A 14712-nucleotide genomic window follows, 5' to 3' on the forward strand; every position below is an offset into this window, starting at 1 on the left:
GCTCGTCCACGTCGGCGTCGGCGTCGTTCAGCGGGTCCACGTCATCCGTGTCGGGAGCGCTGGCTCGCTTGGGGATGGCGCTGGGCCACCCGCCCGAGCCGCCTCCCTGCCGGGCGGCCGGAACCCTGGGGCCCGCCTGCGCCGCCGCTCTGGCCGCCGATCGAGCGGCAGCCAGCCCGGTCCCGGTCATCACACCGGCGGGAGCCGCCTGCGACGGATCCGGCCCAGGCGGGGACCCGGGGCCGGGTTCGTCGGGAGCCGACGGCCAGGACTCGTCCGTCGTCGGCCGCTGCTGGGACCCACCCGCCGCCTGAACGCCTCCAGCCTCCGCGAACTGTCCAGACGACACGGCACCCACGGCAGCGCCCGGCCCGGAGCCGACGCGACCGTCCGCCCCCGCTCCGGCGCCATGCGCCGCAGAGCCGGCGTGACCATTCGCACCGGTCGCCCCGGAGCCCGCCCGGCCATCCACACCGGTCGCCCCGGAGCCGGCCTGGCCACCGGCACTGGTAATCCCAGAGCCGGCGTGACCATCCACACCGGTCACCCCCGAGCCCGCGCGGCGATCCACACCGGTAATCCCAGAGCCCGCGCGGCCATCTACACCGGTTACCCCAGAGCCCGCGCGGCCGTCCACACCAGTCATCCCAGAGCCTGCACGGCCATCCGCAGCGCCCGCGTGCCCGCCAGCGTCAGGCATCCCGGCACCGGCGCGACCCTCAGCACCGTGCGTCGCGGAGCCCGCGTGGCCATCCGTGCCAGGCGTTCCCGCCCCGGGGCCGCCGGTGGACGGCCGCGTACCGCCGGAGGCGTGCGCGCCGGGGGAACCGGCGGCGTCACCCCAAGAATCCTGGGAACCCCCGTACGGTCCAGCGGCTCCTCCTGGAGAACCCGCAGGCCCCGAACCCCCGGACGGCCCGGAGTGGGCCCCACGAGACGGCGGAGGCCCGTTGCCGACCACGGCCTCGACCCGCCACGTGCCCCCCAGCACGTCGGCGAGCGCCGTGGCCACGACGGCGTCCTTGCCGCCGCCGGTGAAGTTCTTCATCGCGCCGATCTGGGTGAACCCGAGCGTCACCAGGTTGCCCTCGACGCCGACCACCTGCGCGTTGGTGCTGACGTTCGCCCACACGACGATGCTGCGCTGCTTGAGCGCCGCCAGCACCGCGGGCCACTGCTGCTGCAACGCCGCCGTACCGCCGCCCGACTGCGCAGCCCCCGCCTGTCCGGAAGCCTGGGGACCACCATGAGCCGGACCACCCTGCTCCTGGCCGCCGCTCTGGGGTTGCCCACCGTACGCGGGAGCACCCGAGCCGGAGCCCGGCCGAACGGTCTCGGGCCAGTCGTCGGCCGCAGGCCCACCGGTCCGGGCCGGGTGAGGCCCGTCCAGTGCCTGACCGCTCGGCGTCGCGACGGTGCCCGGCCCTCCCACCTGCGAGGCCGCGGGCACACCACCACCGGCATGCCCCGTACCGACGCTCCCGGAAGCACCGTGACCAGACGAGGCCCCCGCAGCCCCGGACGAGGCGTGCCCAGAAGCCGCAGACCCAGAAGCGCCAGGCCCAGAAGCGCCAGGCCCGGAAGCCGCAGGCCCGTAGGCCGCAGGCCCGGAACCCCCCGGCCCAGAAGCCGCGGGCCCGTAGGCCCCCGGCCCAGAAGCCGCGGGCCCGGACGAAGGGTGCCCCGTGGCGGCGGGCCCGGACGAAGGCGGCCCGGCGGACGGAGGCGCGGCGGGGACCGCGCGGGCGGCCATGCCGGCGACGGCGCTGCCGCGTTCGAGGCGCTCCAGGCGGGCCAGCAGGGCGGCCTCGCCCTGTTCGGCCGCCGGGAGGAGGACGCGGGCGCACATCAGCTCCAGGAGCAGACGCGGCGAGGTGGCGCCGCGCATCTCCGTCAGACCGGCGTTGAAGATCTCGGCGGCCCTGGTCAGCTCGGCGGGCCCCATCGAGGCCGCCTGCTGGACGAGCCGCTCCAGCTCGTCGGCGGGCCGGTCGAGCAGGCCGTTGGCGGCCGCCTCGGGGACGTTGGCCAGGATGACCAGGTCGCGGAAGCGTTCGAGGAGGTCGGAGGCGAAGCGGCGGGGGTCGTGGCCGCCTTCGACGACCCGGTTGACCGCCTGGAAGACCTGGCCGCCGTCGCGGGCGGCGAACGCGTTGACCACCTCGTCGAGCAGATCGCCGTCGGTGTAGCCGAGCAGGGAGACGGCGCGGGCGTAGGTGATGCCGTCGTCGCCGGAGCCGGCGAGGAGCTGGTCGAGGATCGACTGCGAGTCACGGGCGGAGCCGGCGCCCGCGCGGACGACGAGCGGCAGCGCGGCGGGCTCGAACGGGACGTTCTCGGCGGTGAGGATCTCTTCCAGCAGCGCGCGCAGTGTCGCCGGCGGGATCAGCCGGAACGGGTAGTGGTGGGTGCGCGACTTGATCGTGCCGATGACCTTTTCCGGCTCGGTCGTCGCGAAGATGAACTTGAGGTGCGGCGGAGGCTCCTCGACGAGCTTGAGCAGCGCGTTGAAACCCTCGCGGGTCACCATGTGCGCCTCGTCGATGATGTAGATCTTGAAGCGCGCCGACACGGGGGCGAAGAACGCCCGCTCGCGCAGGTCACGCGCGTCGTCGACTCCGCCGTGGGAGGCCGCGTCGATCTCGATGACGTCGAGGTGGCCGGGCCCGGTCGGGGCGAGCGCCACGCACGACTCGCACTCGCCGCAGGGGTCGGGGGTCGGGCCCTTCTCGCAGTTGAGCGAGCGCGCCAGGATGCGCGCGCTGGAGGTCTTGCCGCAGCCGCGGGGCCCGCTGAAGAGGTAGGCGTGGTTGATGCGGCCGGTGCGCAGCGCCTGCCGCAGCGGGTCTGTGACGTGTTCCTGACCCTTGACCTCCGCGAAGGTCCCGGGTCGGTACTTGCGGTAAAGCGCAAGGCTCATGCGACCATCCCGCCTGCGAGGGGCTTCCCAACGAAGGAACCCCTCGCACACCCGCCAGAGCCCGCTTATCCTTGCTGCCTTCCGGCCCTGGGGAGGTTCACAGGATGACGCCGCGCGAGGGGTCCGGGGACAGTCTATCCACATGCGGCAGTGCTCGCTGCCACGAAATGGTGGTCCCGAGACCCTGCCGAGTCCGGTAAGCTCGTCGGCGGAGGATTCGCCTAGTGGCCGAGGGCGCACGCTTGGAAAGCGTGTAAGGGGCAACCCTTCGGGGGTTCAAATCCCCCATCCTCCGCGCCTGGTTGAGGCAGTAAACGCGAAGGGGCCGACCCTATCCAAGTCGGCCCCTTCGCTGTTTTCCGACCTCATCATGCTCGCAGCATGCCTAGGGCGCTGACCCGGCGGCGCGTCAGGTTCGGCGGATCCCGGTGAGCTTGTCGGGGTTGGTCACCGAATAGATGCCGGCGATCCGGTCGCCGTCGGGCGCGAGGTCCACGACGACGACGGCCAGCGGGCTGTCGCCGGAGAAGACGAGCGCGCACGGGTCGCCCGCCACCCGCCGGTAGCGGATGTCCAGCCCGCCGTCGGGCAGCGTCGCGGCGACCGACACGAACAGCGCCGCCACCCGGTCGCGGCCGTGCACGGGACGCAGGCTGGTCGCGGGCCCCTTGCCGCCGCCGTCCGTCCACAGGGTCACGTCCGGTGCCAGCACCTCCAGCAGCGCCCGCAGGTCCCCGCCGAGCGCGGCGGCGGCGAAGCGCTCGGTGACCTGGGCGTGGACGTCCGGCTCCGTCCGGTGGCGGGGACGGCGCGCGTGCACGTGGCGGCGCGCGCGGGCCGCGAGCTGGCGGACCGCCGCAGGCGTGCGGCCCAGCATGCCCGCGATCTCCGGATGGCCGAAGCCGAACACCTCGTGCAGGACGAACACCGCCCGTTCGAGCGGTGACAGGGTCTCCAGCACCACCAGCATCGCCATCGACAGCGACTCGGCCCGTTCGGCGGCCCCGGCCGCGTCCTCGACGGTGACCAGCGGCTCCGGCAGCCACGGGCCCACATAGGTCTCCCGGCGGCGGCTCAGGTCGGCGCGGCGGGCCAGCGCCCGGTTCACCGCGATCCGCACCAGATAGGCCCGGGGGTTCTCGACCGGCTCGGCGGCCGGCCTGCCGTGCCGGGCGGCCCAGGCCAGCCACACCTCCTGCAGCGCGTCCTCGGTGTCGGCGACGCTGCCGAGCATGTTGTAGACCACCGAGAACAGCAGCTCGCGATGGCCGAGGAACTGCTCGGTGACGGTCGCGTGCATCATGGCGAACCTCCTCATCTGTCGCGACCGCAGAGACCCGTGACGCCGGGAGTGTGACATGGACGCCCGGGATGTGATCCATGCCATGGCCGGTCGTGGCCATGTCACAGCCGGCCGCCGACAGCCCTCTGTGGTGGCGTCCGTGACTCACGACCTCCAGAGGAGATGTTCGATGCGTACGCTGATCCGCGACGTCCGGGTGTTCGACGGCGAGCGGTCCATCGGCAGGGCCGACGTGGTGATCGAGGGCGAGCTGATCGCCGCGGCCGGCGCCGGTGCGGGTGACCAGGCCGACGTGGAAATCGGCGGGGCGGGCAGGACGCTCCTGCCGGGGCTGATCGACGCGCACACGCACGTGTTCGACGGCAGCCTGGCCCAGGCCCTGCGGCACGGGGTCACCACCGAGCTCGACATGTTCTGCCTGCCGGAGATCCTCGCGGAGCAGCGCCTGCTGGCCGCGGGGAACGACGACGTGGCCGACCTGCGCAGCGCGGGCACCCTGGCCACCGCACCCGGCGGGCATCCGACCCAGCTGCTGGCGGCCCTGGCCGGCACCGTGCTCGACGGCGCCCCGGCGATCGACTTCGTGTCGGACCCGGCGCAGGCGCCGGCGTTCGTCCGGGCCCGGCTGGCCGAGGGAGCCGACTACCTCAAGATCGTCATCGACGACGGCAGGGTGCACGGCGCCGACCTCCCGGCGATGACGCCGGACGTCGCCACCGCCCTCACCGAGGCGGCGCACGACGCCGGGCTGCGGGTCGTCGCCCACGCGATCAGCGCGGCCGAGGTGGGGATCGCGCTCGACGCCGGCGCCGACGGCCTGGCCCACGTGTGGACCGACCTCGCGCCGGGCGACCCGGCTTCCCGGCGGCTGGCCGAGCGGGTACGCGCCCAGGGCGTCTTCGTCGTGACCACGCTCGCGTACTTCGAGGCGATCACCGCTCGGCACGTCGAGACCGCCGACCGCGCGCGTCCCGGCAGCTCGGCCGGGGCCGCCGGCGCGCTGCGGGACCTGCACCGGGCCGGGGTGCCCCTGCTCGCGGGGACCGACGCCACCCCGTTCGCGCCCGCCCACGGCGCCGGGCTGCACCGCGAGCTGGAGCTGCTCACCGAGGCCGGGCTCAGCCCCGAGGAGGCGCTCGCCGCCGCGACCAGCCTGCCCGCCCGGCACTTCGGCCTGGACGACCGCGGCCGGATCGCCCCCGGACTCCGGGCGGACCTGGTGCTGGTCGAAGGCGATCCCACCCGTGACATCACCGCCACCGGCGCCATCGTGGACGTCTGGCGCCGAGGGGTGCGCCAGACCCGTCAGTGACGCACTGTACCTTTCTCCTTATTGCACATGGATTGCAATAAGGAGGCCTTTATGTCCGACACCAGCCCGCCGGTCCGGCGCTCGCTGTTCCTGCACGCGCCGATCCGGCGGGGGCCGCGCATGATGCTGGAGCGGATGCTCGCCCTGGTCGACGACGACACCCCGGCCGACGGCCCCGAAGGCCCCGTCGCGGTGCTGGAGCGGCGGCTGGCCGAGCTGCTCGGCAAGGAGAGCGCGCTGTTCTTCCCCAGCGGCACGATGGCCCAGCAGACCGCGCTGCGCGTGCACGCCGACCGGCGCGGCCGCCGCACGTTCGCCGCGCACCCGAGGTCGCATCTGGACGTGTGGGAGGAGCAGGGCTACAACGCCGTCCACGGCCTGCGGTTCCGCAGGGCCGGAGACCCGCACGAGCTGATGACCGCAGAAGACCTGGCGGCGATCGGCGAACCGCTCGCGGCAGTCGTCTGGGAGCTGCCGCAGCGCGACCTCGGCGGCCTGGTGCCCGGCTGGGACGCCCTGCGCGAGCAGGTCGCGCTCGTGCGCGCCACCGGCGCCGCCACACACCTGGACGGCGCCCGGCTGTGGGAGGCCCAGACCTACTACCGGCGGCCGTTCGACGAGATCGCCGCGCTGTTCGACACCGTCTACGTCTCCCTCTACAAGAGTCTGCAGGGCGTGCGCGGCGCGGTGCTCGCCTCCGACGCGGCCACCGTGGAGGTGGCGAGGGTGTGGCGGCAACGACTCGGCGGCGGCATCGGCGACGCCTGGCCGCTCGCCCTGGCCGCGCTGGTCCACCTCGACACCCTGGCCGGCGAGATGCCCGCGTACCGCGAGCACGCCATCGCCATCGCGGCCGCGATCAACGCGGACGGCGCCGCCCGCGCCTGGCCCGACCCGCCGCAGACGCCGCTGTTCCACATCCACCTGCCCGCCGACCGGCGCGCCGTCGAGCGGGCCGGCGCGGAGATCCTGGCCGAGCGCGGCATCCAGCTCTGGGGCCGGGTACGGTCCGCGTCCGAGCCCGGCCGCTGCGCCTTCGAGGTCAGCGTCGGCGAGAACGCCATGGAGTTCACCCCCGGCGAGGTGGTCGCCCTCATCCGCGACCTGCTCGCCCGCGCCGCCCCTTGAGCGACACGATCAGGAATCGAGAAGCGTCGCCGGGCGCGGCACGCCTAACGTGGCAGCCATGGACATCACCATTCACGCGAGCTTCCTCCCGCACTCCGACCCCGACGCCTCGCTGGCCTTCTACCGCGACGCCCTCGGCTTCGAGGTGCGCAACGACGTCGGCTACGAGGGGATGCGCTGGATCACGGTCGGCCCCGCCGGCCAGCCCGACACCTCCATCGTCCTGCAGCCCCCGACCGGCGACCCCGGCATCACCGACGACGAGCAGCGCACCATCGCCGAAATGATGGCCAAAGGCACCTTCGCCGGTATCGTCCTGTCAACCGACGACCTGGACGGCACCTTCGCCCGGCTCCGCGACAACAGCGCCGAAGTCATCCAGGAGCCGACCGAGCAGGACTACGGCGTGCGCGACTGCGCGGTCCGTGACCCCGCGGGCAACATGATCCGCATCCAGGAACGGCCCTGACCCTCCGGCGTTCACCGCGGTGGCCGCCCAGCTGACGAGCGACCACCACGTACCCATGGAGACACGATGACCACGAGAACGGACACGCGGTCGCCCGAGCCGCACGCCGCCGACACCCACGACCTGATCCGCGTGCACGGCGCGCGGGTGAACAACCTCAAGGACGTCAGCATCGAGATCCCGAAGCGCCGGCTGACGGTGTTCACCGGCGTCTCCGGCTCGGGGAAGAGCTCGCTGGTGTTCAGCACGATCGCCGCCGAGTCGCAACGGCTGATCAACGAGACCTACAGCGCCTTCGTCCAGGGCTTCATGCCGGTGCTGGCCCGGCCCGAGGTCGACGTGCTCGACGGGCTGACCACCGCGATCATCGTCGACCAGCAGCGGATGGGCGCCGACCCCCGCTCCACCGTCGGCACCGCCACCGACGCCAACGCGATGCTGCGCATCCTGTTCAGCCGGCTCGGGGAGCCGCACATCGGCTCGCCGCAGGCCTTCTCCTTCAACGTCGCGACGGTACGGGCGAGCGGCGCGATCACGGTCGAGCGGGGCGCGCGCAAGACCGAGAAGGCGACCTACACCCGCATCGGCGGCATGTGCACCCACTGCGAGGGCCGCGGCACGGTCTCCGACATCGACCTCACCCAGCTCTACGACGACTCCAAGTCGCTCTCCGAGGGCGCGTTCACCATCCCCGGCTGGAAGTCCGACAGCTTCTGGACGGTGCGGGTCTACGCCGAGTCCGGCTTCGTCGACCCGGACAAGCCGATCCGCGACTACACCAAGAAGGAGCTCCAGGCCTTCCTCTACAAGGAGCCGGTCAAGGTCAAGGTCGACGGCGTCAACCTGACGTACGAGGGCCTGATCCCCAAGATCCAGAAGTCGTTCCTCTCCAAGGACCGGGAGGCGATGCAGCCGCACATCCGCGCGTTCGTGGACCGGGCGGTCACCTTCACCACCTGCCCCGAGTGCGACGGCACCCGGCTCAGCGAGCTGGCCCGCTCCTCGCGCATCCGCGGCGTCAGCATCGCCGACGCCTGCGCGATGCAGATCAGCGACCTCGCCGCGTGGGTCCGCGACCTCGACGAGCCGTCGGTCGCGCCGCTGCTCGCCAAGCTGCTGCACACCCTCGACTCGTTCGTGGAGATCGGGCTGGGCTACCTCTCGCTCGAACGGCCCGCCGGCACGCTGTCGGGCGGCGAGGCGCAGCGCACCAAGATGATCCGCCACCTCGGCTCCGCGCTCACGGACGTGACGTACGTGTTCGACGAGCCGACCATCGGCCTGCACCCGCACGACATCCAGCGGATGAACGACCTGCTGAAGCGGCTGCGCGACAAGGGCAACACCGTCCTGGTCGTCGAGCACAAGCCGGAGACGATCGCGATCGCCGACCACGTCGTGGACCTCGGCCCCGGCGCCGGCACGGCGGGCGGCGCCATCTGCTTCGAGGGCACCGTCGAGGGCCTGCGGGCCAGCGGCACCATCACCGGCCGCCACCTCGACGACCGGGCGTCGCTCAAGCCGGAGGTGCGCACCCCCACCGGGAAGCTGGAGATCCGCGGCGCCAGCCGTCACAACCTGCGCGACGTCGACGTGGACATCCCGCTCGGGGTGCTCTGCGTGGTCACCGGCGTCGCCGGCTCCGGCAAGAGCTCCCTGATCCACGGGTCGATCCCGGCCTCCGCGGGCGTGGTGGCGGTCGACCAGTCGGCGATCAAGGGCTCACGGCGGAGCAACCCGGCGACGTACACCGGGCTGCTCGACCCGATCCGCAAGGCGTTCGCGAAGACCAACGGCGTGAAGCCGGCGCTGTTCAGCGCCAACTCCGAGGGCGCCTGCCCCGACTGCAACGGCGCCGGTGTCATCTACACCGACCTGGGGATGATGGCGGGCGTCGCCACCACCTGCGAGGAGTGCGGGGGGAAGCGCTACCAGGCGTCGGTGCTGGAGTACCACCTCGGCGGCCGGGACATCAGCGAGGTGCTCGCGATGTCGGTGACCGAGGCCGCCGAGTTCTTCGGCGCCGGAGAGGCGCGCACGCCGGCCGCGCACGCCATCCTCGGCAGGCTCGCCGACGTCGGGCTCGGCTACCTCAGCCTCGGCCAGCCGCTCACCACGCTGTCCGGCGGCGAGCGGCAGCGGCTCAAGCTGGCCACCCACCTGGCCGACAAGGGCGGCGTCTACGTGCTCGACGAGCCGACCACCGGCCTGCACCTGGCCGACGTCGAGCAGTTGCTCGGCCTGCTCGACCGGATCGTGGACTCCGGCAAGTCCGTGATCGTCATCGAGCACCACCAGGCGGTCATGGCGCACGCCGACTGGATCGTGGACCTCGGTCCCGGCGCGGGCCACGACGGCGGACGGGTCGTCTTCGAGGGCACCCCCGCCGACCTGGTCGCCGCCCGCTCCACCCTCACCGGCGAGCACCTGGCGGCCTACGTCGGCGCCTGATGCGCGTTCGTAGCATGATTGACATCCGCGCGCAGGACAATGCCTCATGGCCGAACGAGAGCAGCGCACCGGCGACCCCGAGCTCGACCGCGTCATGGCGGAGTTCCGGGCGAACTCCACGGAGCTCGCCGACGTCATGGGCGCGGTCGGCGAGGTGACCGGCCACGCGGCCACCCCGGACGACAAGATCAAAATAAGGGTCTCGGCGTCCGGGCAGCTGGCCGCGCTGCACATCGACCCCCGGGCGATGAGGATGGGCTCACGCGAGCTGGCCGACACGATCGTGGACCTGTCGCGCCGGGCCGCCGAGGACGCGGCGCGACGGCTGGTGGAAGTGACGCGGCCCTACCTCGGCGAGGGCGACCGGAAAGTCACTTGAGGCGCGGGATCAGGCTCCGCGTGCCGTGGACGATGAACTTCTGGTACATCTCCTCCTCGGTCAGCCCGTGCTCGGTCCCGGGCAGGGGGTTGTCGCCGCGCTGCGCGTCCAGGGACATCGAGTACGCGGTCGAGCCGGTCAGTCTGGGGACGAAGTTGCCGGTGTTGAGGGTCGTCCCGTTCGGCAGGGTCAGGTTGGCGGTGACGGCCCGCAGCCCGGGCACCTTCGCCATCAGCGCCGCCGTGCCGTCGAGGACCCCGTTGAAGGTCATGTTGGCCACGAAGTGCTCGCGGAAAGCGGTGAGGTTGTGGCCGAGTGACCTGACGTCGTTGCCGGACAGGTCGGTCTTGATGCCGCCCGCGTAGTTGAGCGCCAGGGGCAGCGCCACCTCGCCGGTCGCGTACGACACGCTGTCGGCCACCCAGTAGGAGAAGGTGGGCAGCAACAGGGTGACGAAGCGGTGCGCGCCCAGTCGGAGCAGGATCGCCTGTCTCTTCATGATCGCTTGCAGGAGCTTCCAGGTGAAGACCTGATAACCGATGGTGTACATCATGTCCACGGTCAGGATCCAGCACAGCACGTGCAGCGCGTGGTTGACCTTTTCCACGACGTCGGCGTAGGCCCGGCAGGCGTTGGCCGCGTTGCGGTGTTTGAGCGAGACCGCGAGAACCGCGGGGCCGTATTCCTCCTGCCAGAACTTCTTGAACGCGTCGACCGCCTCGTCGGAGCTTTTCTCCCATACCGTTTCCGCGGCCGTGTTCGCCTCCCGGAAACGCAGGTCGATCGCGTCGGCGAGGTCGTCGAGGACGTCGGCCGCCTGGCGGATCCGTTCGGGGTCGCCTTCGAGATAGGAGATGCCGAACAGCACCTCGGGTGCCAGCGCACCGGCCACGCCGGCGCCGGCCATACCGCCCAGGGCGACCTTGGTCGCGAGGCCGACGGGCATGTCAGGCCCTCTCCACCGGGGTGGTGGGCACGCTGACCTCGTCGTTCTCGCGCTCGGCGAAGGCGACCAGGTCGCGTACGGACGCGTTCCGGTCGACCATGCTCGCCCAGTCGGCCGCCTTGACGTTCTTGCTCATGGCCACGACGGCGGACCCGATGTCCCGGTACGCCTTGCCGAGGTTGTCCACGGCGGTGCTCAGGTCCTCGTAGGCGCTGTCGAAGCCGGGGTGACCGTCGGCGCCCCTGCGGAAGATCCGCGCGGCCTCGTCGCTCGCCGGGTTTCCGAAGTAGGGAATGAGCGGCTCCAGGTCGGCGTGGAGCCGGCTGATCTTGCGGGCGAAATCACCATCCTCGCCGTGGATCGCCTTGCCGCTGCTCTCCATACTGGAATGGTCGATATCCAAGGTGGTCGCCTCCTCAGATGGCAATCAGCGGCCAGCCTTCACCTCATGTGTTACTCGTGGATGACTTCTCAGTTTCCGTTTGTGCGCTATCGCGCGGGCAGGACTTCGAGGGCGCCGGAATCGCTACGCAGGGTGATCTTGCGCGGGGCGGCGCCGTCGTGTGCGGCGTCGACGCGCCTGCGGCCCGAGTCGGTGGTGGCGGTGATGTCGTACGGGCCCTCCGGCACGCGTACGACGCTGGAGCCGGAATCCGAGTTGGTCTCGACCTTGTCCGGCGCCGCGGCGAAGGACAGGGAGATGCCGCCCGAGTCGGTCCCGGCGACGACCTGCTTGCCGGTCAGGTCGGTGGCCTCGATCCGGCCGGAGTCGGAGTTCGTCTCGACCTCGCCGGACAGCCCGCGCAGCGTCACGGCGCCCGAGTCGGTGCCGGCCTTGACGCGCAGCCCGCGGGGGATCTCGACCTTGTAGCCGACGTCGCAGTGGAGCATGCCTCCCCAGCCGGTCGGGCAGGTGTACGCGAGCACCAGCGTGCCGCCCTCGACCTCGTGGGTGGACTGGGGAGGCCGGTCGCCGGTCCAGGTGAGCGTCTCGGTGACGTGCACGCCCTGCCTGTCGGACTCGATCACCTCGATGGCGCCCCCGTCGGCCCCGACGTCGAGCGCGGTCACCGTGCCGGTGACGTCGTAGGAGGCGGTTTCCGTGTTCTCGGGACCGCCGATGCCGCAGCCCGCCGTCACCGCCGCCAGCCCGAGCAGGCCGGCGATCATCACTGTTCGCCTGACGTCCATGGGCTCAAGTGTCGTGGGTCAAGGTCCGGGGGACCTCAGGTGACTCCCTGAGACTTCCCCTGAATCCGGCTAGGCGGTCGTCAGGGCTCTGGACCGGTCGGTCGCCAGATGGACGGCCATGCCGCCGAGCACGGTGCCCATGAAGTAGCGCTGGACCCGTACCCAGACCGGGCGGCGGGCGAGGAAGGCGGCCAGGCCGCCGGCCGAGATGACGATGAGCCCGTTCACCAGCGTGCCGACGGCGATCTGGGCGGAGCCGAGCACGAGGCTCTGCAGCATGATGTGGCCCATCGAGGGGTCGATGAACTGCGGCAGCAGCGACATGTACAGAATGGCGATCTTGGGGTTGAGCAGGCAGGTGAACAGGCCCATGGCGAAGAGCCGGCGGGCCGGCTCGACCGGGAGCTCGCGGGGCTCGAAGGCGGAGGTGCCGCCGGGCTTGATGGCGCTCCAGGCGAGGTAGAGCAGGTAGGCGGCGCCCGCCAGCTTGAGCGCGGTGTAGGCGGCGGGGACGTACGCGAAGATCGCCGTCAGGCCGAGACAGGTGGCGGTCAGGTAGACGCTGAACCCGAGGAAGACGCCGGCCAGGGAGATGAGGCCCGCCCGCCGGCCCTGGGTGATCGACCGGGAGACCAGGTAGATCATGTTCGGCCCCGGGGTGAGGACCATGCCCAGGGAGACCAGTGCAATCCCTACTATTCCGCCCGTCATAGGGGAAGACTAACGGAACAACATAGGGATGACCATCTGCCCAGGGGGAAGCAGTGATCCACCCCCACGGAAGGGACACCGGGCAATGGACTTCAGGGACGACGTCAATCTAGACCCCTCACAGGTGGAGGACCGCGGCGGCGGGGGCGGCGGCGGCCGGTTCCCCGGCGGCATGGTCGTCGGCGGCGGCGGGATCGTCAGCCTGATCGCGCTCGTCCTGGTCTTCGTGCTCAACAACGTGGGCGGCGTGGACACCGAGGCCGGCCAGGGGCAGCCGCCCGCCAACCTGGCCGAGGAGTGCCGCACCGGCAAGGACGCCGACCAGGCCGGGAAGTGCCAGGTCGTCGGCGTGGTCAACAGCATCCAGGACTACTGGAAGACCGAGCTCCCGGAGTACCGCCTGGCCAAGACCGTCCTGTACTCCGGTGGCGTGCGCACCGCCTGCGGCGCCGCCGACTCCTCCGTCGGCCCGTTCTACTGCCCCGGCGACCAGCGGGTGTATCTCGATCTGACCTTCTTCGACGACCTGGAGACCCGGTTCGGGGCCAAGGGCGGCCCGTTCGCGCAGGCGTACGTGATCGCCCACGAGTACGGTCACCACGTGCAGAACCTGCTCGGCGCCCTCGACTCCGGCAGCTCGGTGGCCGTCGAGCTGCAGGCCGACTGCTACGCCGGGGTGTGGGCGAAAAAAGCGTACGAGGGCGGCTTCTACGCCGCCGAGTTCACCGCGGCCGAGATCGCCGAGGCGCTCGACGCGGCGGCCGCGGTCGGCGACGACCGGATCCAGCAGCGCAGCGGCGGCCGGGTCGATCCCGAGTCGTTCACCCACGGCAGCTCGAAACAGCGGACGGCGGCGTTCCAGCGCGGTTACGACACCGGAAATCCGGGCCGATGCGAGGGCGCCGAGCTGATGTGAGGAGTGCGGAGAACACGAGCGTGCGAAATCCAGCCTAAAATCGGGGGGGTGATCTTCAAGATGGTCGGCGACGGACGCCCTTATCCCGAACACGGATTGTCCAACCGCGATTGGGCCCAGATACCACCGCGGCAGGTCCGGCTCGATTCGCTGATCACCACCAAGGCCATGCTCGACCTGCACTCGCTGCTCGCCGCCGATTCCACGTTCTACGGCGATCTCTTTCCGCACGTCGTGCAGTGGCAGGGCGAGCTCTATCTGGAAGACGGCCTGCACCGGGCGCTGCGCGCGGCCCTGCACCAGCGGTCCATCCTGCACGCCAGGGTTCTCGAACTTCACAGCTAGGGGAAAGCGCGCTCTTTTCTTCCGGGCCGCGGCGGCCCGGACATTTCGCGCGACCTGAAAGGCGAAGGGGCCCCCGCTCGACGCGGAGGCCCCTTCGGGTGGCGGTGGTGGTGGGATTTGAACCCACGGATGAGTTGCCCCATCACACGCTTTCGAGGCGTGCGCCCTCGGCCACTAGGCGACACCACCGCCGACGAGCTTACCGGATCCGGCGAGTGCCGAAGAACTTCTTGAGGACGGCCGCGGACTCCTCGGCCAGCACGCCCATGACGACCTCGGGCCGGTGGTTGAGCCTGCGGTCGCGGACGACGTCCCAGAGCGAGCCCACGGCCCCGCCCTTCTCGTCGACGGCTCCGTACACGATCCTGTCGACGCGCGCCAGGACGGCGGCTCCCGCGCACATCGTGCAGGGCTCCAGCGTGACGACGAGCGTGCAGCCGTCGAGCCGCCAGGCGCCCCTGCGGCGGGCGGCGGCGCGGAGCGCGAGGACCTCGGCGTGGCCGGTGGGGTCGGCGGCGGACTCGCGGTCGTTGCCCGCGGCGGCGAGCACCTCGCCCGAAGGGCCGAGCACCACCGCGCCGACGGGCACCTCGCCGCGCTCGCCGGCGGCGGTCGCCTCGGCGAGCGCCTGCCGCATCGCG

The 14712-nt window shown here is 71.7% G+C and carries 13 protein-coding genes, 2 tRNA genes, 1 other RNA gene and 1 pseudogene; 8 read left to right on the forward strand and 9 right to left on the reverse strand.

The features are described 5' to 3' along the window. Positions 1-946: 946 nt before the first annotated feature. Positions 947-2920: pseudogene (locus tag AB0K05_RS31145) on the reverse strand (DNA polymerase III subunit gamma and tau); the annotation flags it as partial. A 29-nt stretch (positions 2921-2949) separates the two neighbouring features. Further along, positions 2950-3048, reverse strand: an RNA gene (ffs, locus tag AB0K05_RS31150) — signal recognition particle sRNA small type. Positions 3049-3130: 82 nt separating this feature from the next. Here ffs and AB0K05_RS31155 point away from each other — a divergent pair. Beyond that, positions 3131-3215, forward strand: a tRNA-Ser gene (locus AB0K05_RS31155). Positions 3216-3329: 114 nt separating this feature from the next. Here AB0K05_RS31155 and sigJ read toward each other — a convergent pair. After that, positions 3330-4223 (reverse strand): RNA polymerase sigma factor SigJ, encoded by an 894-nt coding sequence (sigJ, locus tag AB0K05_RS31160; RefSeq protein WP_364233858.1) that lies wholly within the window; start codon positions 4221-4223, stop codon positions 3330-3332. A 169-nt stretch (positions 4224-4392) separates the two neighbouring features. Between sigJ and AB0K05_RS31165 the strand changes: the two genes are divergently transcribed. The 5 genes from AB0K05_RS31165 (at position 4393) to AB0K05_RS31185 (ending at position 9962) form a co-directional block, all read left to right on the forward strand. Continuing rightward, positions 4393-5535: an amidohydrolase family protein gene (locus AB0K05_RS31165; protein ID WP_364233860.1), complete on the forward strand. Its 1143-nt coding sequence runs from the start codon at positions 4393-4395 to the stop codon at positions 5533-5535. A 51-nt stretch (positions 5536-5586) separates the two neighbouring features. Then, a complete protein-coding gene (locus AB0K05_RS31170; protein ID WP_364233862.1) occupies positions 5587-6663 on the forward strand; it encodes a beta-eliminating lyase-related protein in 1077 nt (358 codons plus the stop codon). A gap of 58 nt (positions 6664-6721) precedes the next feature. Beyond that, positions 6722-7132 carry a VOC family protein gene (locus AB0K05_RS31175; protein WP_219549836.1) on the forward strand — a complete coding sequence of 137 codons (411 nt, stop codon included), beginning with the start codon at positions 6722-6724 and terminating at the stop codon, positions 7130-7132. 66 nt (positions 7133-7198) lie between these two features. Further along, on the forward strand, positions 7199-9583 hold the full coding sequence (locus AB0K05_RS31180) for an excinuclease ABC subunit UvrA (RefSeq protein ID WP_364233864.1): 2385 nt from the start codon (positions 7199-7201) through the stop codon (positions 9581-9583). Positions 9584-9629: 46 nt separating this feature from the next. Beyond that, the gene (locus AB0K05_RS31185; protein WP_148035991.1) at positions 9630-9962 is read left to right on the forward strand and encodes a YbaB/EbfC family nucleoid-associated protein; all 333 of its coding nucleotides are present in this window, start codon (positions 9630-9632) and stop codon (positions 9960-9962) included. On the opposite strand, the gene AB0K05_RS31190 is transcribed toward AB0K05_RS31185, so the two are convergent. The 4 genes from AB0K05_RS31190 to AB0K05_RS31205 all read right to left on the reverse strand — a co-directional run bounded on the left by AB0K05_RS31190 (position 9955) and on the right by AB0K05_RS31205 (position 12768). After that, positions 9955-10908, reverse strand: a complete 954-nt coding sequence (locus AB0K05_RS31190) for a hypothetical protein (RefSeq protein ID WP_364233867.1) — start codon at positions 10906-10908, stop codon at positions 9955-9957. The two genes, AB0K05_RS31185 and AB0K05_RS31190, sit on opposite strands and share 8 nt — an antisense overlap. A 1-nt stretch (position 10909) precedes the next feature. Next, positions 10910-11290, reverse strand: a complete 381-nt coding sequence (locus AB0K05_RS31195; RefSeq protein WP_364233869.1) for a hypothetical protein — start codon at positions 11288-11290, stop codon at positions 10910-10912. Between the two features lie 107 nt (positions 11291-11397). After that, positions 11398-12099 carry a DUF4097 family beta strand repeat-containing protein gene (locus tag AB0K05_RS31200; RefSeq protein WP_364233871.1) on the reverse strand — a complete coding sequence of 234 codons (702 nt, stop codon included), beginning with the start codon at positions 12097-12099 and terminating at the stop codon, positions 11398-11400. A gap of 69 nt (positions 12100-12168) precedes the next feature. Further along, positions 12169-12768, reverse strand: coding sequence for a LysE family translocator (locus tag AB0K05_RS31205; RefSeq protein WP_364233873.1), 600 nt, complete (start codon positions 12766-12768; stop codon positions 12169-12171). Positions 12769-12895: 127 nt separating this feature from the next. Between AB0K05_RS31205 and AB0K05_RS31210 the strand changes: the two genes are divergently transcribed. Both AB0K05_RS31210 and AB0K05_RS31215 read left to right on the forward strand, forming a co-directional pair. Continuing rightward, a complete protein-coding gene (locus AB0K05_RS31210; RefSeq protein WP_364233876.1) occupies positions 12896-13726 on the forward strand; it encodes a neutral zinc metallopeptidase in 831 nt (276 codons plus the stop codon). 48 nt (positions 13727-13774) lie between these two features. Continuing rightward, positions 13775-14071, forward strand: coding sequence for a type II toxin-antitoxin system VapB family antitoxin (locus tag AB0K05_RS31215; RefSeq protein WP_148035985.1), 297 nt, complete (start codon positions 13775-13777; stop codon positions 14069-14071). A gap of 99 nt (positions 14072-14170) precedes the next feature. On the opposite strand, the gene AB0K05_RS31220 is transcribed toward AB0K05_RS31215, so the two are convergent. Beyond that, positions 14171-14260, reverse strand: a tRNA-Ser gene (locus tag AB0K05_RS31220). A gap of 10 nt (positions 14261-14270) precedes the next feature. Next, a complete protein-coding gene (locus AB0K05_RS31225) occupies positions 14271-14708 on the reverse strand; it encodes a nucleoside deaminase (RefSeq protein ID WP_364234136.1) in 438 nt (145 codons plus the stop codon). Positions 14709-14712: the final 4 nt, after the last annotated feature.

It is taken from the genome of Nonomuraea sp. NPDC049486 (assembly GCF_040676925.1).
Classification (GTDB): Bacteria; Actinomycetota; Actinomycetes; order Streptosporangiales; family Streptosporangiaceae; genus Nonomuraea; species Nonomuraea ferruginea.

Coding starts and splice junctions, on each gene's coding strand:
- AB0K05_RS31185 (WP_148035991.1), top strand. CDS start 9,630: ATGGCCGAACGAGAGCAGCGCACCGGCGACCCCGAGCTCGACCGCGTC.
- AB0K05_RS31175 (WP_219549836.1), top strand. CDS start 6,722: ATGGACATCACCATTCACGCGAGCTTCCTCCCGCACTCCGACCCCGAC.
- sigJ (WP_364233858.1), bottom strand. CDS start 4,223: ATGATGCACGCGACCGTCACCGAGCAGTTCCTCGGCCATCGCGAGCTG.
- AB0K05_RS31200 (WP_364233871.1), bottom strand. CDS start 12,099: ATGGACGTCAGGCGAACAGTGATGATCGCCGGCCTGCTCGGGCTGGCG.
- AB0K05_RS31210 (WP_364233876.1), top strand. CDS start 12,896: ATGGACTTCAGGGACGACGTCAATCTAGACCCCTCACAGGTGGAGGAC.
- AB0K05_RS31170 (WP_364233862.1), top strand. CDS start 5,587: ATGTCCGACACCAGCCCGCCGGTCCGGCGCTCGCTGTTCCTGCACGCG.
- AB0K05_RS31225 (WP_364234136.1), bottom strand. CDS start 14,708: ATGCGGCAGGCGCTCGCCGAGGCGACCGCCGCCGGCGAGCGCGGCGAG.
- AB0K05_RS31190 (WP_364233867.1), bottom strand. CDS start 10,908: ATGCCCGTCGGCCTCGCGACCAAGGTCGCCCTGGGCGGTATGGCCGGC.
- AB0K05_RS31180 (WP_364233864.1), top strand. CDS start 7,199: ATGACCACGAGAACGGACACGCGGTCGCCCGAGCCGCACGCCGCCGAC.
- AB0K05_RS31165 (WP_364233860.1), top strand. CDS start 4,393: ATGCGTACGCTGATCCGCGACGTCCGGGTGTTCGACGGCGAGCGGTCC.
- AB0K05_RS31195 (WP_364233869.1), bottom strand. CDS start 11,290: ATGGAGAGCAGCGGCAAGGCGATCCACGGCGAGGATGGTGATTTCGCC.
- AB0K05_RS31205 (WP_364233873.1), bottom strand. CDS start 12,768: ATGGTCCTCACCCCGGGGCCGAACATGATCTACCTGGTCTCCCGGTCG.